Origin of the sequence: Streptomyces sp. NPDC058289, from assembly GCF_042880975.1 — a bacterium.
GTDB lineage: Bacteria > Actinomycetota > Actinomycetes > Streptomycetales > Streptomycetaceae > Streptomyces > Streptomyces stoeckheimensis.
This window is the reverse complement of sequence record NZ_JBHVYI010000010.1, coordinates 116313-139940: the sequence shown is the minus strand read 5'-3', so window position 1 is coordinate 139940 and position 23628 is coordinate 116313. Positions and strand designations below refer to the sequence as shown.

General features: G+C 72.2%; 20 protein-coding genes. 5 read left to right on the top strand and 15 right to left on the bottom strand.

The genetic code is table 11. From position 1 onward, the window contains the following. Nucleotide 1 precedes the first annotated feature (1 nt). From ACFVX6_RS07665 to ACFVX6_RS07645, 5 genes are all read right to left on the bottom strand, one after another. The gene (locus ACFVX6_RS07665) at nucleotides 2-415 is read right to left on the bottom strand and encodes a VOC family protein (RefSeq protein ID WP_389688991.1); all 414 of its coding nucleotides are present in this window, start codon (nucleotides 413-415) and stop codon (nucleotides 2-4) included. Nucleotides 416-600: 185 nt separating this feature from the next. Further along, the gene (locus tag ACFVX6_RS07660; protein ID WP_389688989.1) at nucleotides 601-1002 is read right to left on the bottom strand and encodes a YybH family protein; all 402 of its coding nucleotides are present in this window, start codon (nucleotides 1000-1002) and stop codon (nucleotides 601-603) included. Nucleotides 1003-1009: 7 nt separating this feature from the next. Then, nucleotides 1010-1822, bottom strand: a complete 813-nt coding sequence (locus ACFVX6_RS07655; RefSeq protein WP_389688987.1) for an arylamine N-acetyltransferase — start codon at nucleotides 1820-1822, stop codon at nucleotides 1010-1012. 49 nt (nucleotides 1823-1871) lie between these two features. Further along, nucleotides 1872-2888, bottom strand: a complete 1017-nt coding sequence (locus ACFVX6_RS07650; RefSeq protein ID WP_389688985.1) for a 3-oxoacyl-ACP synthase III family protein — start codon at nucleotides 2886-2888, stop codon at nucleotides 1872-1874. 121 nt (nucleotides 2889-3009) lie between these two features. Continuing rightward, nucleotides 3010-3633, bottom strand: coding sequence for a flavodoxin family protein (locus tag ACFVX6_RS07645; RefSeq protein ID WP_389688983.1), 624 nt, complete (start codon nucleotides 3631-3633; stop codon nucleotides 3010-3012). Nucleotides 3634-3993: 360 nt separating this feature from the next. Between ACFVX6_RS07645 and ACFVX6_RS07640 the strand changes: the two genes are divergently transcribed. Both ACFVX6_RS07640 and ACFVX6_RS07635 read left to right on the top strand, forming a co-directional pair. Continuing rightward, nucleotides 3994-5079 (top strand): phenazine antibiotic biosynthesis protein, encoded by a 1086-nt coding sequence (locus ACFVX6_RS07640; RefSeq protein WP_389688981.1) that lies wholly within the window; start codon nucleotides 3994-3996, stop codon nucleotides 5077-5079. 1 nt (nucleotide 5080) lies between these two features. Beyond that, nucleotides 5081-6454: an aldehyde dehydrogenase family protein gene (locus tag ACFVX6_RS07635; protein ID WP_389688979.1), complete on the top strand. Its 1374-nt coding sequence runs from the start codon at nucleotides 5081-5083 to the stop codon at nucleotides 6452-6454. Between the two features lie 95 nt (nucleotides 6455-6549). Here the strand turns inward: ACFVX6_RS07635 and ACFVX6_RS07630 are convergent, their stop codons facing one another. From ACFVX6_RS07630 to ACFVX6_RS07590, 9 genes are all read right to left on the bottom strand, one after another. Beyond that, nucleotides 6550-7761, bottom strand: a complete 1212-nt coding sequence (locus ACFVX6_RS07630; protein WP_389688977.1) for an NAD(P)/FAD-dependent oxidoreductase — start codon at nucleotides 7759-7761, stop codon at nucleotides 6550-6552. After that, nucleotides 7758-9182, bottom strand: coding sequence for an FAD-dependent oxidoreductase (locus tag ACFVX6_RS07625; protein WP_389688975.1), 1425 nt, complete (start codon nucleotides 9180-9182; stop codon nucleotides 7758-7760). The genes ACFVX6_RS07630 and ACFVX6_RS07625 overlap by 4 nt, the downstream gene beginning before the upstream one ends. Then, on the bottom strand, nucleotides 9179-11296 hold the full coding sequence (locus ACFVX6_RS07620; RefSeq protein ID WP_389689015.1) for a molybdopterin oxidoreductase family protein: 2118 nt from the start codon (nucleotides 11294-11296) through the stop codon (nucleotides 9179-9181). The genes ACFVX6_RS07625 and ACFVX6_RS07620 overlap by 4 nt, the downstream gene beginning before the upstream one ends. Before the next feature lie 4 nt (nucleotides 11297-11300). Beyond that, entirely contained in the window at nucleotides 11301-12680 is a 1380-nt protein-coding gene (locus ACFVX6_RS07615; RefSeq protein WP_389688973.1) for an MFS transporter, read from the bottom strand. Nucleotides 12681-12841: 161 nt separating this feature from the next. Further along, complete coding sequence (pcaB, locus tag ACFVX6_RS07610) at nucleotides 12842-14287, bottom strand: 3-carboxy-cis,cis-muconate cycloisomerase (protein ID WP_389688971.1); 1446 nt, start codon at nucleotides 14285-14287, stop codon at nucleotides 12842-12844. Further along, nucleotides 14284-16281, bottom strand: coding sequence for an FAD/NAD(P)-binding protein (locus ACFVX6_RS07605; protein ID WP_389688969.1), 1998 nt, complete (start codon nucleotides 16279-16281; stop codon nucleotides 14284-14286). The genes pcaB and ACFVX6_RS07605 overlap by 4 nt, the downstream gene beginning before the upstream one ends. Continuing rightward, nucleotides 16278-17504, bottom strand: coding sequence for an FAD-dependent monooxygenase (locus ACFVX6_RS07600; protein ID WP_389688967.1), 1227 nt, complete (start codon nucleotides 17502-17504; stop codon nucleotides 16278-16280). Before ACFVX6_RS07600 ends, ACFVX6_RS07605 begins: the two co-directional genes overlap by 4 nt. Further along, on the bottom strand, nucleotides 17504-19096 hold the full coding sequence (locus ACFVX6_RS07595) for a class I adenylate-forming enzyme family protein (RefSeq protein ID WP_389688965.1): 1593 nt from the start codon (nucleotides 19094-19096) through the stop codon (nucleotides 17504-17506). The genes ACFVX6_RS07600 and ACFVX6_RS07595 overlap by 1 nt, the downstream gene beginning before the upstream one ends. 130 nt (nucleotides 19097-19226) lie before the next feature. Continuing rightward, entirely contained in the window at nucleotides 19227-19763 is a 537-nt protein-coding gene (locus tag ACFVX6_RS07590; protein ID WP_389688963.1) for an SRPBCC family protein, read from the bottom strand. A 162-nt stretch (nucleotides 19764-19925) separates the two neighbouring features. On the opposite strand from ACFVX6_RS07590, the gene ACFVX6_RS07585 reads away from it, so the two are divergent. Continuing rightward, the gene (locus ACFVX6_RS07585; protein WP_389688961.1) at nucleotides 19926-20576 is read left to right on the top strand and encodes a TetR/AcrR family transcriptional regulator; all 651 of its coding nucleotides are present in this window, start codon (nucleotides 19926-19928) and stop codon (nucleotides 20574-20576) included. A 111-nt stretch (nucleotides 20577-20687) separates the two neighbouring features. Here the strand turns inward: ACFVX6_RS07585 and ACFVX6_RS07580 are convergent, their stop codons facing one another. Further along, nucleotides 20688-21581, bottom strand: a complete 894-nt coding sequence (locus tag ACFVX6_RS07580) for a pirin family protein (protein WP_389688959.1) — start codon at nucleotides 21579-21581, stop codon at nucleotides 20688-20690. 299 nt (nucleotides 21582-21880) lie between these two features. Between ACFVX6_RS07580 and ACFVX6_RS07575 the strand changes: the two genes are divergently transcribed. Both ACFVX6_RS07575 and ACFVX6_RS07570 read left to right on the top strand, forming a co-directional pair. After that, nucleotides 21881-22462 carry an NADPH-dependent FMN reductase gene (locus ACFVX6_RS07575; protein ID WP_389688957.1) on the top strand — a complete coding sequence of 194 codons (582 nt, stop codon included), beginning with the start codon at nucleotides 21881-21883 and terminating at the stop codon, nucleotides 22460-22462. A 140-nt stretch (nucleotides 22463-22602) separates the two neighbouring features. Beyond that, nucleotides 22603-23604 carry an NADPH:quinone reductase gene (locus tag ACFVX6_RS07570; RefSeq protein ID WP_389688955.1) on the top strand — a complete coding sequence of 334 codons (1002 nt, stop codon included), beginning with the start codon at nucleotides 22603-22605 and terminating at the stop codon, nucleotides 23602-23604. Nucleotides 23605-23628 lie beyond the last annotated feature (24 nt).

The window sequence follows — 23628 nt, the reverse complement described above, 5'->3', positions numbered from 1 at the left end:
GTCAGTCCATTTCGTAGGGGGCGGTCATGACTTCGATGCTGTGGCCGTTCGGATCGTCGAAGTAGACGCCGCGGCCTCCGTACCAGCCGTTGGTGACGCCGGCGTGACGGTGGAAGGGGTCGCCCCAATAGGGCAGCTCGCGGTCCTGGACCCGGGCGAAGATGCTGTCGAACTCGTGGTCGTCCACGAGGAAGGCGTAGTGCTGCGGGGTGACCGTGCCGTCGGCGCCGAGGCCGGCACCCTTGATGGCGTGTTCGCTGCCGAGGACGTCGAGGCTGATGTCGTTCGAGAGCTGGAGGACCCGGAACGGCCCGTAGTGGCGGCTCGGTTCGAGTCCCAGGATGTCGGTCAGGAACGCGACGGTGGCATCGCGGTCATGGGCGGTGAGGATGGTGTGGTTGAGCCGGATGGCCACGGAGTGCTGCCTTCTGTGGGGGTGGGAGATTCAGGGGTCGTGGGGTCGGGAAACGCCCTGACCCCGCGCCGGAGGCACGGGGTCAGGGACGGACGGGATCGGGGACGCGTCGGACGTGAGGGTCGGTCCCGGATGGCCCGTCTGGGTCCGCACCGGGGCCTGCGGAGAGGCCCGGGCGGACGGGGCTATCCGCGGTCGGTGCCGGACGGGTTGTCGATCACGTAGCGCCAGCGGCCGTCGGCGCCGCGGCGGGCCACGTCGGTGGCGGAGCCCTCCTGGTGCACCGGCTTTCCGTCCGGACCGGTGCCCGAGAGCACGAAGTCCCCTATGAGCAGGGCGATGTCGTCGCAGACGTAGGTGTGCCGCAGGGTGAGGGCGATCGGGACGCCGAGTCCCAGGAACTGGGCGTTGGCCGCGCGCCGGGCATCCTCCGTGACGGCCTCGCCCGGACTGGTGACGAAGACGGCACCGGGGGCGAAGAGTCGGTCCACTGCGGTGAGTTCACCGGAGTTGAAGGCCGCTTCGAAGACCGCGGGAAGCTCGGCCGGGTCGGTCGGGGGCAGCAGAGCGTCGAGTACGTCGATCACTGCACCGTCAGCCCGTCTGGATGCCGGCGCGACCGGGCTCGGGAGCGGCCGGGAGCGCGTCCAGGTCGAAGCCGAAGTACTTGCGGTAGGCCGCGAGCACGGCTTCGTCGTCCTCCAGCTCCTCGACGATGCGCTCCGATGCCGTGATCTGGGTGAGGCGGTTGCCCTTGAGGGTGATGCGCCCGCCGTCCTCGGTCGGCAGCGAGCAGAACACGTCGGCCAGGAACGGCGACTCGGGCGCGGTGCGCCACCACCACAGGGTCGGCACGAAGTCGGCCACCCGCACGGGGCGGTCGTCGATCCGGTAGAGCGGACGGTCGTTCAGCAGGACGTCGAAGCCCCAGGCGCCCGCGCCCTCGGCGGCCACGACCCGGTAGCTGCCGTGTGCGTCCTGCTGCGGCTCGGCGGCGGCGAACCGCAGCGGCGTACGGCTGTTGCGGCCGAAGCCGACGTCGACCAGCCAGGCCTCGCCGTCCAGCAGGACGCGGAGCGCCAGATGGCCCATGAACGGGCCCGGGCCGTCGGGGCGGTAGACCTGGCCGGGCAGGATCTCCACCTCGTAGCCGAGGGCACTCAGCAGGTACCCGAAGGCGGGGTTGACCTCGTAGCAGCCACCACCGCGACGGCGGTCGACCAGCTTCTCGAGGACCTGCTCGTCCATGTGGACGGGGGTGCCCGCGAAGTGGTAGTCGAGGTTCTCGAACGGCACGGTCAGGCAGTGCCGCTCCTGAAGCCGGCGCAGCGCGGCGAGATCCGCGCGCTCGGGTCGGGTCGCGCCGATGCGGGCCAGATAGGCATCGACCTGGGCGTCATCCAGCATGTCTGTCTCCTTGGGCAGGGTGGGAGGGGCGGGAGTTACCCGGGTGTGATCACCACTGGAGCAGGACGAGGCCCATGGCCATCCCGCCGCCGAACGCGGCGAGCAGGACGAGGTCCCCGTCCTTCATCCGTCCCGAGCGCACGGCAGCGTCTAGGGTGACCGGCACGGAGGCCGATCCGGTGTTGCCGTACTCCTCGTAGGTCGAACGGGTGTGCTCGGCCGGGATCCCGAGCCGGTCGGCGAGGTCCTCGATCATCCGGCCGTTGGCCTGGTGCGGGACGAAGTGCGCGATGTCCCCGGGGGCCACGCCGTTGTCGGCCAGGAACTCGGAGATGGCCGGGGCCACCTTCTCGGCGACGAAGTCGCGGACCGCGCGGCCGTTCATCGTGAAGTAGTGCAGGCCGTCGCGGAGGGTGTCCTCGGTGGCCGGGAGGCGGCTGCCGCCGGCCGGTACCCGGATCAGCTCGTGCTCGGAGCTGAAGCCGGCCAGACGGGCGCTGAGGAGGGTGCGTCCCTTGGACGGGCCGAGTACGACGGCGCCGGCGCCGTCACCGAAGAGGACGGTGGTGCGGCGGTCCTCGGGGTCGAGGATGCGGGAGTAGACGTCCGCGCCGACGACCAGCGCGTAGCCGCCCGTTCCCCGGATGATCCGCTCCGCGGTGGTCAGCGCGAAGTTGAAGCCGCTGCACACCGCATTGAGGTCGAAGGCGGTGGTGCCGCTGCCGGCGCCGAGCCCGTCGGCCACCAAGGCGGCGGTCGCCGGCTGCGGCGAGTCGGGGGTGGAGGTGGCCGCAATGATCAGGGAGAGCTCGGCGCCGCGGATGCCGGCCTGTTCGAGAGCGGCACGGCCCGCGGCGATGGCCAGGTCGGAAGTGGCCTCGTCCGGCTTGGCCCAGCGGCGGTTCCGTATCCCGGTCTTGTTGAAGATCCACGCGCCGTCGACTCCCGCGGGGGCACCGACCTCGTCATTGGTGACGACGTAGGACGGCAGGCAGGAGCCGGTTCCCAGAATTCCGACGGCGGGCGCCGACGGGCCCTGTTCGAAACGGCGGCCGGTGGTGATCAATTGTGGTCCCCTCGGTGTGCTCGGGCGCCCATGGTTTCGCGGCGGTCACCCACAGCGCCATGTCCTTTCCCGGTTTCTGTCAGGTGGTTGGAAATGCGTCAGATGTGCGGCCGGGGTCTTCCTATCGGGCGGCGGCAAGGCCGCGGACGATGATTCCCGCGACTTCGGTGACCCGGCGCGCCTGGAATTCGATGGCCGCGAGATTGTCCTCGTGGACGTTTCCGGGGCGGTTGCGGGTGACGCTGGAGCTGCCGTACGGGTTGCCGTTCTCCGGGCGGAAGAGGACCTCGTCGGTGGAGCCGTTGGCGACGATCAGCGAGCCCCAGTGGCACACGGCGTTGTGGACCGCGAGCAGGGTGGTCTCATGGCCGCCGTGCGGTGCGGAGCCCGAGGTGAAGGCGGACACCACCTTGTTGGCGAGCTTGCCCGGAATCGACACGGGCGCGGTGGAGTCGATGAAGGCGCCGACCGGGGCGGCCGGCAGCCCGAACCGGACGGGGGTGCCGATGAGGATGCCGTCGGCCCAGAGCAGGTCGTCGAGCCGGACCTCGGGGATCTCGCCGGATGCCTGCCCGTGTGCGGCCACGGCGTCCTCGGTGCCGGGAACGACGGTCTCGGCGTTCAACCGCGGAATGCGCAGGAGCCGTACCTCCGCTCCGGCCTTCCCGGCGGCCGCGGCGGCGGCTTCGGCGAGCTTGTGGACGTTTCCGGTGGACGAGTAATAGACGACGGCGATATTGACCATGCCTAATTCATCTCCTGGCGAGATCGGTGGGTTTGGGGCGTGATTCGTGCCGGCAATGCCGCGCGTGTTCCCTCGGCATCGACGGGCGTTCGGTCACGACCGGAAACCTGCCGCGCCGGATGACCCCGGACCATCGGATGCTGGTGATCGCACGAGAATCCGGCAACGACCGGCAGTGAAATCTGTCAAGTGGCGCAGGTGCGTCACGTCGGCTTTCACCAGAGCGCTCGGCTTGGGGAGACGGGCAGTTGACGGACTCGCCGCCACGGCGTGGACCCGCCCCCGGGGCACGGCCCACCATGCGGAAAGTACGGCGTCAATCAGCCCACCGGACGGAGCATCGTGTCAACCGTTGATCCCATGCTGGAATTTCCACTCGACACCCAGCCGGACCCCGACGCATTCCTGCGCGCCGCCCTGCAGTGGCATTTCTCCCCGGAAACGGGCTCGCCGTTCTGGCTCGACCGCGCAGGATCTCTTGGTTTCGATCCGCTGACCGACATCCAGAGTTTTGCGGACCTGTCCCGCTTCCCCAACCTCGCCAACGAGCTGCGCGACGTACGGGCCGAGGACCTCATACCGCGCGGCTACGGCCCGCACCCCGAGGTCGTCGGCGTCTACGAGAGCGGCGGCACCACCGGCGCCCCCAAGCGCATCGTCCTGCTCCAGGAGTGGCTGGACCGCCTGCTCACCTGGAGCAGCGCCCAGCTGGACCGGCACGGCGTTCCGCAGAACGTGAACTGGCTGGTGGTCGCCCCGACCGGCCCCCACATGGTGGGCGACGTCATCAAGCGGCAGACCGCCTTCCGGGGAGGCCTGGCCTTCACCGTCGACCTCGACCCGCGCTGGGTCAAGAAGCTCATCTCCGAGGGCAAGGGCGCGGACGCGGGAGCCTACGCCGAGCACATCGTCGACCAGGTGGCGTTCCTGCTCCAGACCCAGGACATCGGCGTCCTGATGTGCACGCCGCCGATCCTGGAGCGCCTCGCCCGCCGCGACGACCTCGCCAAGCTCATCGACGAGAAGGTCAAGGCGATCAACTGGGTCGGCACCCAGATGGACGCCGACACCCGCTACCTGTACCGCACCGAGGTCTTTCCCAAGGCGCACCTCTACAGCGGCTACGGCTCCACGATGATCCTCGGCAACGCCTCCGAGCGCCCCGGCCTCTCGGACGACGACCCGTGCATCTACGACCCGTTCTCGCCGCACATGGTCTTCGAGGTGGTCGACCCGAAGACGCGCGAGACCGTCGGGTACGGCGAGCGCGGCCAGGTGGTCATGCACCACGTCAGCAAGAGCCTGTTCATGCCCAACAACCTGGAGCGCGACTACGCGACGCGCGTGCCCGGCCCCGAGGGCGTCTGGCAGCTCGGCGACTCCGTGGCGGACATCGCGCCGGTCCAGGAGTTCGACAACGAGACCGTCATCGAAGGGGTCTATTAAAATGAGTTCCGGCCTGATCACGCTGGACGCACTCGGGCCCGCCGGCCCCTTCCGCGCACGCAAGCGGTCGACCGTCACGGATGTGACGGGTGCGCCGGTCGCCGAACTCAGCCTGGTTCCCAAGCTGTTCGTGACGCGGGCGATGACCGCGCTGCGCAAGGCGTCCTCGCTGCCCGCCGCCGAGCGGATGGAGGCCCTGGAGCGGGCCGGGCGGATCTTCGCCGAGGAGACCATCGACGGCCTGTCCTTCTCCGAGTACGAGCACACGGTCAGCCGCGTCTCCGGCGTGCCCATCGGGGTCGTCCGGGCCGCGACGGCCGCCATCGTCGAAGCCACCGAGCAGTCCCGGTACGCCGCCTTCCAGGCGCGGCCGGTCGGCGCCGTGGATGACTGGCGTGCCGAGGAGACCCGTAACGGCAGCGCCGTGTGGACGCGGCGCGGCGACGTGTTCGCGGTGCACGCGGCGGGCAACCACCCCGGCCCGCACTCGCTGTGGGTGGAGGCCCTCGCCCTGGGCTACCGCGTCGCCGTGCGGCCCTCGCGCCGCGAGCCGTTCACCCCGCACCGGCTGATCTCGGCCCTGCGGGCCGCGGGCTTCGGCGACGACCAGGTCGTGCTGCTGCCCACGGACTACGAGGCGGCGGACGAGATCCTGCGCAGCGCCGACTACGGCCTCGTGTACGGCGGCGACGACGTCGTCCGCAAGTACGCGGGCACCCGGGTGCTGCCGCAGGGTCCGGGCCGCTCGAAGATGCTGGTTCCGGCCGGCGTCGACTGGCGCGATCACCTCGACACCATCGTGGACTCCATCAGCCACCAGGGCGGGGTGGCCTGCATCAACGCCACCACCGTGCTCATCGACGGGGACCCGGCGCCGCTCGCGCAGGCCATCGCCGAGCGTCTCGCCCTGATCCCCAGCCTGCCTCCGGAGGACGACAAGGCCGTGCTGGCGGTCCAGCCGGTGGACGGGGCGCGGGCGATCGAGAAGTTCCTGCTGGCCAAGGCGGCCGGCACCACGGCGCACCTCGGCGGTGACGGCATCGTGGAGGAGCTCGGCGACGGAAGCGCGGTCCTTCGCCCGGCCGTGCACCAGCTGGACCGGCCGGACGCGGAGCAGGCCGCCATCGAACTGCCCTTCCCCTGCGTGTGGGTGGCTCCGTGGTCGCCCGCCGACGGTGTCGGGCCGCTGCGCAACTCCCTGGTGCTGACCGCGTTCACCGACGACGAGGCGCTGATCGACGAGCTGCTCGCGGAGCCCACGATCAGCAACCTCTACCTCGGCGACCACCCGACGTACTGGATCCGGCCGGGCGTTCCCCACGACGGCTACCTCGGCGAGTTCCTGATGCGGACCAAGACCGTCATCCGCGACTGATCTCGTCCCCGACGACCCCTCTCGGCCCTCCACGGCCGGGAGGGGCGTTCTGCGTTCCCGGACCCGTTCCCCCGGACGCGCTCACCCGGACGCGCTCAGCGCGTGCCGGCCAGCAGCCGGTGCCCCGCGGCCGGTACCCCCCGGCCGAGGAAGGGCTGCAGCTCGCCGTAGGCGCCGGCGTCGCCGACCAGGACTCCGCCGAGCAGGGTCCGGCCGTCCCCGTCCAGGACGAGCTTCGCGTACGTCCCGGCCGCCCCGTCCCGCCGGCTGAGCTCGAGCGCACCCGCGGTGCTCGCGTGGGCGTCGCCGAAGCTCGCCACCTCCACCCCGAGCAGCTTCAGCCGCGTGGACATGTCCGCCTCCCCGAACGGCTCCCCTTCCAGGCCCAGCAGTTGGCGGGCCACGGACGCGGCCATCCGGTAGCCGGGTGCGGCCAGTCCGTAGCAGCGCCCGGCCACCGCCGCGCATTCGCCGATCGCCCAGATGTGATCGTCCTGCGTACGGCAGTACTCGTCGACCAGGATCCCGCCGCGTTCGCCGGTGGCCAGACCCGCCGGGCCGGCGAGCTCGTCGCGCGGACGCACACCCGCCGAGAACACCACGACGGCCGCTTCGAGGGTGGAGCCGTCCGCCAGGGCCACGCCGCTCGCCCGGCCGTCGGGGCCCGCCTCGATCGCCGCCGTCGCGACACCGCAGTGGATCCGCAGCCCCCGGTCCCGGACGTGCTGCGCGAGGACCTCGCCGCCGTCCGGGTCCACCTGGAGGGGCATCAGCCGCGGCGCGAGCTCCACCACGTGCGGTTCCATGCCGAGCAGCCGCAGCGCGTTCGCCGCCTCCAGGCCGAGCAGGCCGCCGCCGATCACCACCCCGGGGCGGCCCGGTACCGCCGCTGCGCGGATCGCGTCGAGGTCGCCGAGCGAGCGGTACCCGTAGCAGCCGGGCAGGTCGTGGCCCGGTACCGGCGGGATGAACGGCCGGGATCCGGTGGCCAGCACCAGGGCGTCGTAGCCGATCACCTCACCGGTGGTGGTGGTCACGGTCCGCGCGGCGCGGTCCACGCGGTCCACCCCGGTGCTCAGGCGGAGCTCCAGCAGCGGGTCGTCGAAGAAGCCCGGTGCGGCCAGGGCGAGGTCCGCCGCGCTGCGGCCGTCCAGGTACGAGGAGAGGGCGACCCGGTCGTAGGCGGGGTGCGGCTCCTCGGCCAGGACCACGATCCGCCAGACACCGGCCGTGTCGAGGGACCGCAGCTCCTCGACGAGGCGGTGCCCGGCCATGCCGTATCCGGCGACGATGAGCGTGCGGTTCATGGGGTGTCGGTCCCTTCCGAAGGACGGAATGTGCCGCACAGTGCGCGTACCGCATCCGTGCAGCCGCCGCAGCCGGTGGTGGCGCGGGTCGCCGCGGCGATCGTCGGCAGGTCGTGGGCTCCGGCCCGGCAGGCCTCGGCGAGCATGTGCTTGGTGACGTTGTTGCAGCGGCAGACCACCGCGTCGTCGGGCAGTTCGTCGTCGTCCGCCGTGGCGGGTGCGACACCGAGCAGGAGTTCCAGGCGCCCCGAGGGCACCGGCAGATCCAGCTCGTAGAGCCGGGTCACCGCGGCGATGGCCCGCGGCAGCCCCAGCAGGACCGCATCCGTGATCCGCTCGCCGTGCAGCGTCAGCCGGGCGTACCGGCCGCGCGCCGGGTCGGTGAAGGTGACCAGCTCGCCGGCGTCGGCTCCGACGTCGTCGCCGTCGGCGACCGGTCCGCCCCGGCCGAGCTGGACGAGGTCGATGCCGGGCACCCGCAGCCGGGTGACCTGGCGGGTGCCGCGGTGCCGGACGGGGGCCCCGGTGAGGTGCTTGGCGAGCGTCTCCGCCTGCTCCCAGGCGGGTTCGAGGTGCCCCGCGGTGTCGCGCGGGTGCTCCGCGCAGTCGCCGATGGCGTGGATGTGCGGGTCATCGGTGCGCAGCACGTCGTCGACGACGACGCCCGAGCGGACCGTGAGCCCGGCCCGGCGTGCGAGCCCGGTCTCCGGTGCGGCTCCGGTGCACAGCAGCACGATGTCGGCCGCCAGCACCATGCCGTCGTCGAGGACCAGCTTCCCGTAGTGGTGCTCGGCCGCCTGGCGGCCGGGGTGGACTTCCACACCCATGCCTTCGAGCCGCCGGGTGAGGAGCGTGCCCGCGACGGAGTCCAGCCGCCGGTCGAGAGGATGCGGCCCGCGGTGTACGAGGGCCACGTCGTGGCCCGCGCGGCGCAGGGCTGCGGCCGCCTCCACACCGAGCGGTCCGGCGCCCAGGACGACCGCGCTCTGCGGGGGCGTCCGGGCCACCCGTTCGGCGTCGGCGAGGGTACGGATCGCCAGGACGCCGTCCTCGGGGGAGGCGCCGCCCGCCGCGAACCCCGGGATCTCGGGGAGGACGGGCCGGGCTCCGGTCGCCAGGACCAGGGTGTCGTAGCGGTGCGAGGCCCCGTCCCGCGTGTGCACGAGGCGGCGTTCGCGGTCGATCCGGGTCACGGTGACACCGGTGTGCAGCCGGGTGCCGGGAGGCGGCGCGGGCAGCGTGAGGGCGTCGGGAGGCAAGGTGCCGTCCAGGACGGAGGTCAGCAGCACCCGGTTGTACGCGGCCCCCTGCTCGGCGCCGAGGACGGTGACGCCGCCCCGGTGGCCGTGGTGGTACAGCCGCTCCACGAACCGGTTCGCGGCGGGCCCGTTGCCCACCACCAGCACCTCGCCCGCGCTCACGGCCGGGCCCCGGCGACCGGCTCGATGCGCACCGCGCACACTTTGAACTCGGGCATCTTGCTGCGCGGGTCGAGTGCGGGGTTGGTGATCAGGTTGGCCCGGCCCGCCCCGGCGAAGTGGAAGGGCAGGAAGACCGTGTCCGTACGCAGGGTCCCGACCAGCCGGACCCGTGCCACGGTGCTGCCGCGCGCCGAGCTCACCCTGGCTGCGGCGCCCTCGGCCAGCCCGTGGCGCCCGGCGGTGTCGGGGTGCACCTCGACGAACATCTCGGGTGCGGCCGCGGCCAGTTCGGGGATCCGGCGCGTCTGCGCGCCCGACTGGTACTGGGCGAGCACCCGCCCCGTCGTGGCGTACAGCGGGAAGTCCGCGTCGGGGGTCTCTGCGCTGTCGCGGTGCTCGACCTCGGCGAAACGGGCCAGCCCGTCCGGGTGCGCGAAGGCGTCGAGGAACAGGCGGGGGGTGCCGGGGTGCGGTGTGCGGTCTTCCCCGGCCGGGCCTTCCCCGCCCGCGCCGTGCTCCCCGGGGCCCGCCGGGACCTGGGGGCAGGGCCAGTACAGGGCCTCACCGGCGTCGAGGCGTTCGTAGCTGATGCCGGAGTAGTCGGCGCGCCCGCCGCGCGACGCGCGGCGCAACTCGTCGAAGACCTCCCGCGGCTCGGTGGGGAACTGCGCGGCGGGCCGGCCGAGCCGGACCGCGAGGCCGTGCAGCACCTCCAGGTCGCTGCGGGCCTCGCCGGGCGGGGTCAGCAGCCGGCGGCGGCGCAGTACCCGCCCTTCCAGGTTGGTCATCGTGCCCTCCTCCTCGGCCCACTGGGTCACGGGGAGGACGACGTCGGCGAGGAGAGCGGTCTCGGAGGGCACGAAGTCGGCCACGACCAGCAGGTCGAGCGAGGCGAGCCGTTCGCCGATCCGGGCCGCGTGCGGCGCGGACACCGCCGGGTTCGAGCCGAAGACGAGCAGGGCGCGCGGACCGCCGTCCGTACCGAGCGCGTCGAGGAGTTCGTAGGCGCTGCGGCCGGGACCGGGCAGGGCCTCGGGCTCCACCCCCCACACTGCGGCGACGTGGGCGCGGGCGGCGGGGTCCGTCAGCATGCGGTAGCCGGGCAGCTGATCGGCCTTCTGGCCGTGCTCGCGCCCGCCCTGGCCGTTGCCCTGGCCGGTCAGGCAGCCGTAACCGCTGCCCTCGCGGCCGGGCAGGCCGAGGGTGAGGGCGAGGTTGATGAAGGCCGAGACCGTGTCGGTGCCCTTGCTGTGCTGCTCCGCGCCGCGTCCGGTCAGTACGTACGCCCGCTCCGCGCCGGCCAGCATGCGGACCGCCTCGCGCTGTTCGGCGACCGGGACTCCGGTGACCCGCTCCACGCGCTCGGGCCACCAGGCGGCGGCCCGCCGCCAGGCGGCGTCGAAGCCGGTGGTGCGCTTGTCCAGGAAGAGCTGGTCCGCGTGGCCCTCGACGACCGCGAGGTGCAGCAGCCCCAGGGCCAGGGCGAGGTCCGTGCCGGGCGCCGGCTGCAGGTGCAGGGCGGCGGCCTCGGCGGTGGGGGTGCGCCGGGGGTCGATGACGATCAGCCGGGCCTTGTTCAGGTGGCGCATCAGCGGCGGCATCGTCTCGGCGGGGTTGGCGCCGGCGAGCAGGATCACCTCGGCTCCGCCGAGATCGGTGACGGGGAACGGCAGGCCGCGGTCGAGCCCGAAGGCGGTCGTGCCCGCGGCGGCGGCCGAGGACATGCAGAACCGGCCGTTGTAGTCGATCTGGCTGGTGCCGAGCGCGACCCGGGCGAACTTGCCCAGCTGGTAGGCCTTTTCGTTGGTGAGCCCGCCTCCGCCGAACACGCCCACCGCGTCGGGGCCGTGCTCCTCGCGGATGTCCCGCAGCCGTGCGGCGATCAGGTCGAGGGCGGCCTCCCAGGTGCTGGGGGCGAGCCGGCCGTCCGCCCCGCGCACCAGCGGCCGGGTCAGCCGGTCGGGGGTGCCCAGCAGGGCGGGAGCGGTCCAGCCCTTCTGGCACAACCCGCCCTGGTTCACCGGGAACGCCTCGTCGGGCCTGACGACCGTACGACCGGATTCGCTGCCCAGCACCGTGCCGCACTGGAGCGCGCAGTACGGGCAGTGGGTCATGACCTCAGCCACGGCTTGCTCCGGCGAGGACGCGCCGGGGGACCGGCTCGGCGGCGGGACGCTTGCGGAGGTAGACCGCCCAGGTCACCAGCACGCACACCAGGTAGAAGCCGAGGAAGGCGAGGAACGCGGGCTCGCCGGACTTCCCGGAGCCGCCGTACGCGCTGCGGAAGACCAGGTTGACCCCGACTCCGCCGAGGGCGCCGACCGCGCCGGCGATGCCGATCAGCGCGCCGGAGAGCCTGCGGGCCTGGGCGAAGGCCGCTGTCGCGTCGTGGCCGGAGGTGACGGCCTCCTCGGCCCTCCTGGCGAACACCGCCGGGATCATCTTGTACGTCGAGCCGTTGCCGATGCCGGTCAGTACGAACAGCGCGGTGAACCCGCAGATGAAGAGCGTGAAGGACCCCTGCGCGGAGGCCAGCAGCAGGACCCCGGTGCCCACGGACATCGCGAGGAAGGAGCAGAGGGTGATCAGGGCGCCGCCCCACCGGTCGGACAGCAGCCCGCCCACCGGCCGGGCCAGCGAGCCGAGCAGCGGTCCGAGGAAGGTGAACGAGGCCGACTCCAGCGGGGTGGCACCGAACTGGCTCTGGAGCACCAGCCCGAAGGCGAAGCCGTAGCCGATGAAGGAGCCGAAGGTGCCGACGTAGAGGAGGGAGATCCACCAGGTGTGCGGGTCGCGGACCGCTTCGAGCTGGGCGCCGGGTGCGCCGCGCACCGCGGCGAAGTTGTCCATCATCAGCGCGGTGAGGAGCGAGGTCAGCACGATCAGGGGGAGGTACACGGAGATGACGTACGCGGGGTGGGTGCTGCCGGCCGTGGCGATGACGAGCAGGCCGATCAACTGGATCGCCGCGACCCCGAGGTTTCCGCCGCCCGCGTTGACGCCGAGGGCCCAGCCCTGGAGGTGACGCGGGAACAGGACGGCGATGTTCGTCATGGAGGAGGCGAAGTTTCCGCCGCCCACCCCGCCGGCCGCACCGATCAGCAGGAACACCCACAGCGGGGTGCCGGGGCGCTGTACGAACCAGAGCGCGGCGAGTGTCGGGACGAGCAGGACGGAGGTGGCGAACACGGTCCAGTTGCGGCCGCCGAAGCGGGTGACCGCGTAGCTGTAGGGGAGTCGCAGCAGCGCGCCCACCAGGGTGGGGACGATGACGAGCAGGAACTTCTCGGACGGAGTGAAGCCCAGGCCGATCTCGGGCGACATGAAGAGCACCAGGACCGACCACATGCTCCACACGGAGAAGCCGATGTGTTCGGAGAGGACCGAGAGGATCAGGTTGCGCCGGGCGGTCTTGCGGCCGGACCGCTGCCAGAACTCCTCGTTCTCGGGGTTCCAGTCCTCGATCCAGCGTCCGGTCTCGGGCCGTGCGGGCTTCATGGTTCCTCAGCTTCCTGCTCGGGGCGTTGTCCGTCCTGGGCGGGGGACTTCCCCACTAATTGAACCATACAGTTCAGTTCAGTTGAATTCAATGGCGAATCCGGAGCAGGAGCAGGAGCAGGAGCAGCAGGAACAAGAGGAGGGGCCGGGGCCGGGAGGGGTCAATGCGGCTGCGCCAGTGCCCGGTCCACCAGCGGGCCGGCGCCCCCGGTATAGGTACCGGGATCACACAGCCGTGCTCGTTCGTCCGCGGTCCAGCGGCCGTGCAGTACGGGCTCCTCGGCGAGCAGTTCGTGCAGGGGCCGGCCGGTCTCCTCGGCCGCGGCCGAGACCCGGGTCAGCAGTTGCTTCGCCGCCGCCTTGCCCAGCAGCGGAGCCAGTACGGCCGCGATCCGCTCGGACACCACCTGGCTGCCGGTGAGCAGCAGGTTGGCCCGCATCCGGTCCGGCCTGGGGGTGAGGCCCTCGGCGAGTTCGGCAGCCGTGGCGGCCGCGCCGCCGACCAGCCGCAGGCATTCCCGCAGCAGCTGCCACTCGGCGTGCCACACGCCGCCGGACCGTTCGTCCTCCGACACCAGGCACTGCACCAGCGCGGCGGAGAGGGCCGGGACTTGGAGGGCGGCGCTGCGGACGAGCGTGCTCAGGACCGGATTGCGCTTGTGGGGCATGGCCGAGGAGCTGCCGCGGCCGGCCACGGCGGGCTCGGCAACCTCGGCGATCTCGGTCCTGGCCAGGGTCTGCACGTCGACGGCCATCTTGCCGAGTGCGCCCGAGGCGAAGGCGAGCGCGGAGGCGAGATCGGCGATCGGGGTGCGCAGGGAGTGCCAGGGCAGTACGGGCCGGGCGAGGCCGGTCTCCGTGGCGTAGGCCCCGACCAGCCGGTCCAGGTACTCGCCGGGCTCGGGCCAGCGGCCCGCGCCGTCGATCCGGGCGTACTCCAGGTATCCGGCGAGCGTTCCGGCGGCTCCGCCGAGCGACACCGGCAGCCCGCCGTCCTGGATCCGGGCCAGCCGCTCGTCCGCATCCAGGACCAGCGCCCGCCAGCCGGCCGCCTTCAGCCCGAACGTGGTGGGTACGGCCTGCAGGGCGAGGGTGCGCCCGGCCATCGCGGTGTCCCGGTGCTCCCCGGCGAGTACGGCCAGGGCGGCGGCGGTACGGGCCAGGTCGGCCCTGATCAGGGCCAAGGTCCGGGAGGCCACCAGCATGGCGCCGGTGTCGAAGATGTCCTGACTGGTGGAGCCCCGGTGGACGTACTCGGCGGCTTCGGCGTCCTCGGCGGCGACCACCCGGGTCAGCGCCTGCACCATGCCGACCACGGGGTTGGCGGTCTCCCGGGCGGCGAGGGCGAGGGCCCGCAGGTCGAGGTTCTCGGCCCGGGCGGCCGCGGTGATGGTTTCGGCGGCGGACTTGGGGAGGGTGCCCAGTTCCGCTTGGGCGCGGGCCAGGGCGGCCTCCGCGTCGAGCATGGCCTGCAGCCAGGCCAGATCGCAGACGGCTTCCTCGGCCGGGGTGCCGGCGCGTACCGGCGACAGCAGCCCCGCGTCGGTGAGCGCGTCCTGCCGGCCGGCCGTGGTGGCCGGGGAGTTCGTGGCGTCCCGGGTGCTCATACGAGGACTCCGGTCAGGTCGGTCTCGGCCGGCATCGGTGCGACGCCCGTCGGGACGGGGGCGGCGGTCGTCAGGGCGAGCACGGAGCGGGCGATCGCGTCGGAGTCGCCGAGGGTGACCGAGTCGACGCCCGGGCGGATGCCGGCTGCCGTCACCCAGTGCACGGATTCCGTGGGCACCCCGTACGCGAACCGGCGGGGGTGGGCCCTGCCGCGCGCGTCGAGCAGCCGGTAGGGGCGCTCGGTGACGGCCAGGCCGCCGGACTCGTAGCCGGAGCCGTCGCCGCCGGAGATCCGGTACGTGGTGCACTGCTCGGTGTCGAGGAGGTGGCGCAGCAGCGGGTCGTCGGTGCGCCGCAGGTCGGGCTCGGGAAGCCGGGCCTCGATGAGGACGGCGGAGCGGACCGTGGGGCCGGGCACCAGTCGGGACTGGAGGATGAAGGTCGCCTGGTCGCCGGCGGCGGTGTCGACGCGGATCTCCGTACCGGGACCGGTCGGTTCGAGCACTCCGGCGTCGATGAGCGCGATCATCTCCTCGATGCGGGAGGCCGGCGGGCCGATGGAGAGGAAGGCGTTGAGCGGGGTGTACCAGCCCTCCAGGTCATCGCGGTGCGAGTCGGCGGTCAGGCCGCCGTGGTCGACGGCGAGGCGGATCTCGTTGCGCAGGTCCCGCATGGTGTCCAGGGCCGCCTTGAGCGGGCCGCTGAGGTTGCCGGCCTTGGCCTCCCGGACGTCCTGCGCCAGGTACCCGACGAGCCAGGTCTTGAAGTCCTCGCGGCTGGTGAACTCCCGGTCGCCGTAGGGGCGGGAGAGCCGGTCCCAGCTCCAGCGCTCCGCCGCCTCGATGCCATAGGCGTCCAGCAGCGCTTCGCGGTCCTGCTCCTGCTCCAGTGACAGGAACCGCGCGGTGAACCCTTCGCGTTCGCCGCCGCGGCCCTTGTTCTTCAGCAGGGCGCCGTAGTAGACGCTCTCCGTCTCGCGGGAGATCAGCGGCCACAGGTCCTCGGAGAAGCTGATGCCGTCGCCGTCCGCGGAGCGGCGGCGCATGTCGGCGATCACCTCGGGGGTGAGCAGGCGCGGCAGGTAGCGGCCGTAGGCGCCCTTCTCGTTCTCGCCGCGGGCGTGGTACGGGATGCCGCGCCGGGAGAAGGCGTACAGCTTGGGCTCGTTGCCCGAGGGCAGGTAGGTCAGCCGGCCGTCCTCGCCGCGGACGTACCTGCCGCCGCGGCCGGCGGTGAAGAGCGCCATGTGGTCGAAGAAGTTCAGCCCCAGGCCGCGCAGCAGCACGTTCTCGCCGGGCTTGACGACGTGCAGGTTCAGGTCCGCCGGGTTGGCGGGCGTCACGTAGGTGAGGTGGTGGATCCGGGCGAGGCTCGCGGTCTTCGCCTCGCGGGGGGTGAGCCGGGCCGGTACGTGGCCCTGCGCCATCACGATGGCGTCCAGGTTGTTGAGGCGGACGCCGTTCTCCAGCCGTACGCCCTGCGGGCCGCCCGGCACGCCGTGCGTGTCGGCCATGGCCACGGCGCGGGAGGCGTGCACCTCGACGGTGACGTGGGCGGGGGCGTTCGCCACGACGCGCTCGAAGGTGGCGCGCAGGTAGCTGCCGTAGAAGGCGCGGGTGGGGTAGGTGTTCGGGCCCAGCCGGCGGGCCTCGGCAACGGTGGACTCAAGGAGGCCCGCGGCGGCCGCGCCGCCCTCGGCGACGCTCCGCGCCCACTCGAAGAGGGTCGGGCCGGGCTCGATCGGACCCTCGGTCCGCACGCTGGCGTCCGTGTAGATGGTGATCTGCGAGGCCACCGTGTTCATCAGCAGGAGCTGGGACTGGTCCGGGCGCCACACCTGTCCGGCGCCCGGCGCCGACGGGTCGACGACGTGGATGGTGACCGCGGAGTGCGTGGGGTTGGCCCGCTCGTTGGCGCACAGCCGCTCCAGCACGGACAGTCCGCGCGGGCCGGCGCCGATGATCGCGACCTGGGTGCGTCCGTTGCTGCTCATCGCTGTTCTCCGTTCGGGGTGTTGCGGCCGTCGGTCGGGGCGGTGGTGTCGTCGAGGGTGCGGGCGCCGTGCATCCAGGCCACGTAGTCGTGGAGCTGGTCGGGGGAGTACGAGGAGAGCTGGGCGTTCCGGGCAGCGGCGGCCGGGCCCTTGGTGTGCCAGAGCTTGATGCTCTCCCGGGCGAGGAGCTGGATCTTCGCGGTGCGCTCGCGCCGGTCGGCGTTGAACTTCTCGAAGCGCTGCGGGAGTTCGGAGGCGTCGCAGTCGAGCAGGTCACCCAGGATCACGGCGTCCTCCAGGCCCTGGCAGGCGCCCTGTGCCACGTAGTGGAGCATCGGGTGGGCCGCGTCGCCGAGCAGGACGACCCGTCCGTCGGTCCAGTTCTCGACCGGGTCCCGGTCCACGAGGACCCAGGACTTCCACCCTTCGCCGAGGGCGAGCAGCCGCTGCGCGTCGGCGCCCAGCGAGCCGAACTCGCGGCGGATGTCCCCGGCCGAGGCGGGCACTCCGGCCAGCGTCTCGGTGGCCTTGTTGTCGCTGCTCGCCGCGAGGTTGAGGTACTTGCCGCCGGCGATCGGGTAGTGCACGAAGTGGCAGCCGGGGCCGGTCCACCAGGTCACGGAGGTGAGGTGGCGCAGGTCTTCGGGGATCTGCTCCATCGGGATGATCGCCCGGTAGACGGTGATCCCGGAGTTGCGGGGCGCGCCGTCCCCGACGAGCCGGCCGCGGATGGCGGAGTGGATGCCGTCGGCGCCGATGACGGCGTCGCCGGTGATGCGCTCACCGTTCTCCAGGACGACCGACGCGCCGTTCGCGTCCTGCTCGTACCCGGCGGCCGGCGCGCCGCTGCGCAGCTCGATCGCCTCCGAGGCCAGGCAGGCCTCCAGCAGCTTGGTGTGCAGTTCGGCGCGGTGGACGACCGCGTAGGGGTTGCCGAAGCGCTTCCGGTAGGTGTCGGTCAGGTCCATGCTCACGACGTGTTCGCCGGTGACGCCGTCCATGAAGCGCAGCTCGTCCATGAGGACGGCGGTGGAGCGGACGGCCTCGCCGAGGCCGAGGCGGTCGAGGGCGTGGATTCCGTTGGGGGCGAGCTGGATGCCCGCGCCGATCTCGGCGAACTCGGGGGCGCGTTCCAGGACGAGCGCGGTGTGTCCCTGCCGGGTGACGGCGAGGGCCGTGGCCAGTCCGCCGATTCCGCCACCGACGATGATCAGCTTCGACATCAGACCTGCTCCTGAAGGGTTCGGGCGGCGGTGGCGCCGGAGGTGAGCAGCCGGGCGAGTTCCAGGCGCTTGATCTTGGTGGTGGCCGTCTGCGGCAGGTCGGACTGGCGCCACTGGACGGGCTCGCCCATCTGCGGGAGTCCCGCGACGGCGGACTGCCAGGAGTCCATGTCCAGCGGCTTGTCGTCCTTGGTGCATACGACGGGGACGGCGCGGCCGTTCTCGTCGGGGATGATGATGACCTCGGCGAGCTCGTCCAGCCGGGTGAAGAGGGTGTCCTCGGCGGCGAGGGTGGAACCGAAGCCCTCGATCAGGTCGACCTCGCGGTCGAGCAGGTGCACGCAGCCCCACTTGGTGCGGTAGCCGACGTCGCCCATGCGCCACCAGCCGTCGTTGACCTGCTTGTCGTAGCGCTCCTGCTCGCCGAGGTACGTGACGATCCGGCCGTCGCTCTTGACCTCGATGAAGCCGGGGTTGGTCTCCGACGGGGGCAGGCCGTTGCGGCTGACGACACGGACGTCGGTCATGCCCGGGAAGGGCATGCCCACGCAGCGGCCGTCCGCGTCCAGGCCGCGGCGCTTGGAGAAGGACCGCGCCACGGCGGGGCCGATCTCGCTCTGCCCGTACAGCTGGCCGAAGACCGGGGCCCTGCGGCGGGTGGCCGCCAGGAGACGCTGAACGGTTCGCGGGTGGATGGCGTCGAAGGTGCTGCTGAAGAGCTTCACGTTCGCCAGGGGGCCGCGCGGGTCGTCGGCCAGCTCTTCCCACTCCATGAAGGAGTTGGGGTGTGCCTCCAGGATGCCGGGGCGGAGCTGGGCGAAGAGGTCGGCGGCCCGCTTGGGGTCGCCGTCGGCGAGTACGACGATGGGGAAGCCGCGGAAGAGGGAGATGGCCAGCGCGGTGATGAGCCGCGAGTGGACGAAGGAGACGTGCATGGCGATGGTCTCGCGGCCCCGGAGCAGCGGCTTGGTGATCATGGCCTGCGGCAGGTAGCGCGCCTGCAGGGTGTGACCGGTGTGGACGGCCAGCTTCGGGGTGCCCGTGGTGCCCGAGGTGTGGGTGATCAGGGTCGGGTAGTCCGGCGGCATGGTCACGGAGGGGACCCGCTCGACCCCGGCGAGGGAGGCCAGCTCGGTCGCCTGCTGGTAGCTGCCGGAGGTGAGCAGTACCTGCTCGGCCTCCGCGAACACCGAGTCCGGCAGCTCGGTCTCCAGCTTGTCCTGGTCGGTGAGGAGGTACGGCTGGTCGGTGCGGCGCACGAGTTCGGCGACGGTCTCTCCGTCGAGCTTCGGCGACAGCAGCACCGGTACGGCGCCGATGCGGGCCACGGCGCAGGCCAGCAGGGTGATGTCGAAGCCGTCGGACTTGTAGACGACCACGCGCCGGCCGGGGCGGACCTTGGCGGCCCAGAGCCGGGACGCGAAGTCGTCGATCAGGTCGGCGACTTCGGCCACGGTCGCCCGGCGGCCCAGTGCGGGGGCTATGTCCAGGTCGTGGTCCAGGATCACCACGTTCGTCGGGTGCTTCTCGGCGGCCCGCTCGAAGAGCGTCCCGAGCCGGATGCCTTTGTTGCCGATGCGCTGCAGAATCATCGTCTCGCCGTTCTCAAGTCACTTACAGACAAGGTCAGTTACTGGTCTCGGGGTCATCTCTGGCTGGTCTCGGGCCGCCAGCCGCTCGCGCCCGCCGTGCGCTGCCCGCCCCGCTCGCCGCTCGCGCGGCTCAGGCGGTCTTCTCGATGACGGGCTTGACGCGCTCCAGGGTCTGGGCGAGGTCGCCGGCCACCTTCTCGCCCCACTCGGCGAAGAACTTCTGCTTGGCGTCGGCGTCCATCTCGGCGGTGATGCCGACGATTCCCTCCGTGGCGGTGCCCATCCGGAAGTGGTGCGTGAGGAGGGTGCCCGCGCCCTCGGCCTCGATGGAGAAGCCCCAGAGGCTGTCCTGCTTCACGCCGGCGCTGTTGTGCATGGCCCACTGGAAGGTGCGGCCGGCTTCGGCCTCGACGACCTCGGCGTAGGTGGTCCACTTGCCGCGCACCACCGGGGCCCAGGAAACGACGTCCTCGCTGCGCTCGTTCTCGCCGCGGAAGACCGAGCCGACCGCGCCGGGGGCGCCGGAGGCCCATTCGCCGCCGAGGCACTCGGGGCTCCACTCGCCGCTGCGGGCCAGGTCGCTGACGACCGCGTACACCTGGGCCGGGGTGGCCCGGACGTGGATCTGGGCTCGCGACCCGAAGAGGGGCGTCTGGGTCTCGCTCATGGAAGTGGCCTCCTGGAAAGTCTGCTCGAGTGCTTCGGCTGGTGCGGGTGGTGCTCGTTCCGGCCGATGACTGAACCATACAGTTCAGTTCAGTTGAACGCAACGGTTCAGTTCACTTGGACCTAGACTGGGATCCCATTCGCCGAGGAGTAGGGGATCGACATGAAGGCGCGCACCACGGCAGAGCAGCCCGCCGTCCCCACCGGGGCCCGCGCCGCGCGCAAGCGCCAGGCCATCCTGGAGGCGGCGCGCACGGTGTTCCTGCGCGACGGCTTCGGAGCCGGCGTCGACCTGCTGGCGGCGGAGGCGGGGGTCTCCAAGGTGACCGTCTACAACCACTTCGGCAGCAAGGAGAACCTGTTCAACGCCGTGATCGGGCAGACGCTCGACGAGGCGCTCGAAGTGGCCCAGTCGGTGATCCAGGCCAAGCTCGCCGAGTCCGACGACGTCCGCACGGACCTGGTGGAGGCGTGCCGCACCTGGGTCGCGGGCCTGACCGCCCCGGAGGTGCTCGCGCTGCGCAACGTGCTCGCGGGGGAGCGCCACCGGTTCCCCGAGCTGGGGAGCGCCTGGCAGGAGGAGGGGCCGGGCCGCCAGCACGCCGTTCTGGCCGCGGCCCTCGGCCGCCTCAACGACCGCGGACTGCTGCGGATCCCGGACATGGAGCTGGCGGTCCTTCAGCTCTCGGGCCTGGTGCTGTCCCCGCACCTGGTCTACGGCGCGTACGGCACCGCCCTGGACGAGGACCTCGCGGAGCGTCTCGTACAGGGCGGTGTGGAGATGTTCTTGAACCAGTACGGGGTCGACCGGTAGGGCCGGTGGGGCCGGTAGGACCGGTGGGACCGGTAGAACTGACAGGACCGGCCGCCGGGCTGCCGGGCGGCCGGTCGATGCGCCGAGCGGCGGGGCGGCCGCCGGCGCCGGTCAGTCCTCGTACCGGCCGAGGCGGTCGTTCGCGTAGTCGTCGAAGGCGCGGTCGATCTCCTGCGGGGTGTTCATGACGAACGGGCCGCTGCGGACCACGGGTTCGCCGATCGGTTCGCCGGACAGGAAGAGCAGGTCGGCGCCGACAGGCCCGCCCTCGACCCGCACGCTGTCGCCGTCGTGCGCGAGGACGGCCAGGTCCCCGTCGGCGAGTTCCTGCGAGGCGACCTTCCCGCTGCCCGACAGGAGGTACACGGCGGCGTTGCGGCCCGCCGGAGCGGGGAGTACGGCGCTGCTGCCCGGGGCGACCGACGCGTGGACGACGGTCACCGGCACCCGGGTCCGGAACGGGCCGGTCGCGCCGAGCGCCGTGCCCGCGATGACCTTGAACCAGGAGCCGTCGAGCGTGCGGACCACCGGGATCCCCGCGGCGCCGTGGTTCTGGGTGCGCGGGCGCAGTCCCTTGAGGGAGGCGGGCAGGTTGACCCAGATCTGCAGGTTGTGCTGGAGGCCGCCGGCCTCGCGGAAGGCTGCGCTCGGCTGCGCCGAGTGCAGCACGCCCGCGCCGGCCGTGAGCCACCGCACGCCGCCGGGACGTACGACGCCGCGGCTGCCGGTCGAGTCCGCGTACTCGATGTCCCCGTCCAGGACGTACGTGATGCTCTCGAAGCCGCGGTGCGGGTGCTCGGCGGCGCCCCTGGGCTCGCCCGGGCCGAGGTCCACCGGGCCGACCTGGTCGACCATCAGGAAGGGGTCCAGCTGCGGGATGCGCGGTGTGGGGACGGCGCGGCGAACCGGAAATCCCTCGCCCTCCAGGGCGCGGACCGGCTGAAGCACGTCGACCACCGAACGGCTCGCGGTGGCGGTGTCGGTTGCGGAACCCAGCGTGGTCATGATGCCTTCTCTCTTGGTGGTCGGACGTCGTTCTGCCGTCCCTCCGACTTTACTGAACTATACGGTTCAGTTCAGTTATCTCGCAAGGTCACCCAGTACCCAGCAGACCCCAGTGTCCCGTGACCCGGCCGCCGGATCGGGCGCCGCGGACGGCTGAGACAGCTGACAGATACGCCCGCGCGTGCTTGAAGGCGACCCGCGCGTGCGGCCAGACTCCCGCGCATCCCCCCGACGCTCTTCGCACGGTCCTGCCGGGCACGGCGGTCACCGCACATGTCACCTTCACGGAAGAGAAGTTCATGCCCGATCTCAAGATCCTGGCCATTTCCGGCAGCCTGCGTGCCGCCTCGCTCAACAGCGCCCTGGTGCGCGCCGCGCAGAAGTTCGCCCCCAGTGGCCTGTCCATCGAGATCTACGAGGGCCTGCGCGACATCCCTCCGTACGACACGGATCTCGACAACGACACCCCGCCGGTCGCGGCGACCGACCTGCGCCGCCGCATCACCGAGGCGGACGGCCTGTTCATCGCCACCCCCGAGTACAACTACGGAATCCCCGGCGTCCTGAAGAACGCGCTGGACTGGGCGAGCCGCCCGATCGCCCCTTCGCCGGCCTCCTCGCTCGCCGCCAAGCCGATCGCGATAGCGGGCGCCGCGCCGACCAACTTCGGCACGGTCCGCGCCCAGCTCGCGCTGCGCCAGTCGTTCCTGTGGACGGACTCCAAGGTCGTCGGCAAGCCGGAGCTCCAGATCTTCCGGGCCCACGAGCGCTTCGACGAGTCCGGCAACCTGACCGACGAGACCACCATCGAGCTGCTCCAGCAGCTGCTCGGCGCGCTGGCCGCGAAGATCCACGAGACCCGGGCCATCGCGTCCGTCTGATCCCCCCACCCCCGAAGGGCCGCCCGCTTCCCCCGGCGCGGCCCTTCGGGTTTTCGTGTCCGACCCCCTCCCGGCGGGGAGTTGACGAAGCCTTCTTCGCGCCCTGCGCGGAGGGCGGGGCTGCTTGGGAGGATCGGGCCATGCGTGCAGCCTTCATCGAAGAACTCGGTCCCGCCGAGAACATCCGCTACGGCGAGATCGCCCCTCCGGCCCCGGGCCCGACGGATGTTCTGGTCGAGGTCGAAGCGGTATCCGTCAACCCGGTCGACACCTTCGTGCGGTCGGGCCTCTTCCGCACCCCGGTCGAGTTCCCGTTCGTCATCGGCCGCGACCTCGTCGGGACGGTCGTATCGGCCGGTCCCGGAGCCCCGGGCTTCGCCGTCGGCGACCGGGTCTGGTCCAACAGCCTCGGCCACGGGGGCCGTCAGGGCGCCGCCGCCGAACGGGCCGCGGTTCCGGCCGACCGCCTCTACCACCTGCCCGCCGGCGTGGACCCGGTGGAAGCGGTCGCGCTGGTGCACCCGGCCGGCACCGCCTACCTCGCCCTGTTCACGCACGGCCGGGTCCGTGCCGGCGAGACCGTGCTGATCGCCGGAGCCGCCGGGAACGTGGGCAGCGCCCTCATCGTCATGGCCGTCGAGGCGGGTGCCCGGGTCATCGCCACCGCCTCCGCACGCGACGCCGAACACTGCCGCCTCCTCGGTGCGGCGGCGGTCCTCGACTACAGGGACCCCGAACTGGCCGACCGCATCCGCGAGATCAGCCCGCAGGGGATCGACGTCCATGTGGACACCTCCGGCACGAACGACCTGACCGGCGCCGTCGCGGCACTCGCCCACCGGGGCCGCATCGTGCTCCTCGCCGGCGCCCGGTCCCAGCCGGTCCTGCCCGCCGGAGCGCTCTACATGAAGGACGGCTCGATCGTCGGCTTCGTCATCTCCCACGCCACCACGGCGGAACTCGCCGAAGCCGCCGGGTCGATCAACCGGCTGCTGGCGAGCGGCCGGCTGCGCGTCCGCTCCGTCGAGCGGGCCTCCCTGGCGGAGGGCGCCCGGACCCACCGGCGCATCGAAGACGGAGAACTGCACGGCAGCCGAGTGGTGCTCCTGCCGAAGGCCCTCGAGAGCCAACTCCTTTCGTAACACGCTTCGTTGGCCGCCGCGCAA

Excerpts from the sequence above, each read along its gene's own strand:
- ACFVX6_RS07655 (WP_389688987.1), bottom strand. The coding sequence starts at position 1,822 with ATGCTGGATGACGCCCAGGTCGATGCCTATCTGGCCCGCATCGGCGCG.
- ACFVX6_RS07605 (WP_389688969.1), bottom strand. The coding sequence starts at position 16,281 with ATGAGCAGCAACGGACGCACCCAGGTCGCGATCATCGGCGCCGGCCCG.
- ACFVX6_RS07575 (WP_389688957.1), top strand. The coding sequence starts at position 21,881 with ATGCCCGATCTCAAGATCCTGGCCATTTCCGGCAGCCTGCGTGCCGCC.
- ACFVX6_RS07615 (WP_389688973.1), bottom strand. The coding sequence starts at position 12,680 with ATGAAGCCCGCACGGCCCGAGACCGGACGCTGGATCGAGGACTGGAAC.
- ACFVX6_RS07570 (WP_389688955.1), top strand. The coding sequence starts at position 22,603 with ATGCGTGCAGCCTTCATCGAAGAACTCGGTCCCGCCGAGAACATCCGC.
- ACFVX6_RS07585 (WP_389688961.1), top strand. The coding sequence starts at position 19,926 with ATGAAGGCGCGCACCACGGCAGAGCAGCCCGCCGTCCCCACCGGGGCC.
- ACFVX6_RS07630 (WP_389688977.1), bottom strand. The coding sequence starts at position 7,761 with ATGAACCGCACGCTCATCGTCGCCGGATACGGCATGGCCGGGCACCGC.
- ACFVX6_RS07620 (WP_389689015.1), bottom strand. The coding sequence starts at position 11,296 with ATGACCCACTGCCCGTACTGCGCGCTCCAGTGCGGCACGGTGCTGGGC.
- ACFVX6_RS07595 (WP_389688965.1), bottom strand. The coding sequence starts at position 19,096 with ATGATTCTGCAGCGCATCGGCAACAAAGGCATCCGGCTCGGGACGCTC.
- ACFVX6_RS07580 (WP_389688959.1), bottom strand. The coding sequence starts at position 21,581 with ATGACCACGCTGGGTTCCGCAACCGACACCGCCACCGCGAGCCGTTCG.
- pcaB (WP_389688971.1), bottom strand. The coding sequence starts at position 14,287 with ATGAGCACCCGGGACGCCACGAACTCCCCGGCCACCACGGCCGGCCGG.
- ACFVX6_RS07590 (WP_389688963.1), bottom strand. The coding sequence starts at position 19,763 with ATGAGCGAGACCCAGACGCCCCTCTTCGGGTCGCGAGCCCAGATCCAC.
- ACFVX6_RS07640 (WP_389688981.1), top strand. The coding sequence starts at position 3,994 with ATGCTGGAATTTCCACTCGACACCCAGCCGGACCCCGACGCATTCCTG.
- ACFVX6_RS07645 (WP_389688983.1), bottom strand. The coding sequence starts at position 3,633 with ATGGTCAATATCGCCGTCGTCTATTACTCGTCCACCGGAAACGTCCAC.
- ACFVX6_RS07635 (WP_389688979.1), top strand. The coding sequence starts at position 5,081 with ATGAGTTCCGGCCTGATCACGCTGGACGCACTCGGGCCCGCCGGCCCC.
- ACFVX6_RS07600 (WP_389688967.1), bottom strand. The coding sequence starts at position 17,504 with ATGTCGAAGCTGATCATCGTCGGTGGCGGAATCGGCGGACTGGCCACG.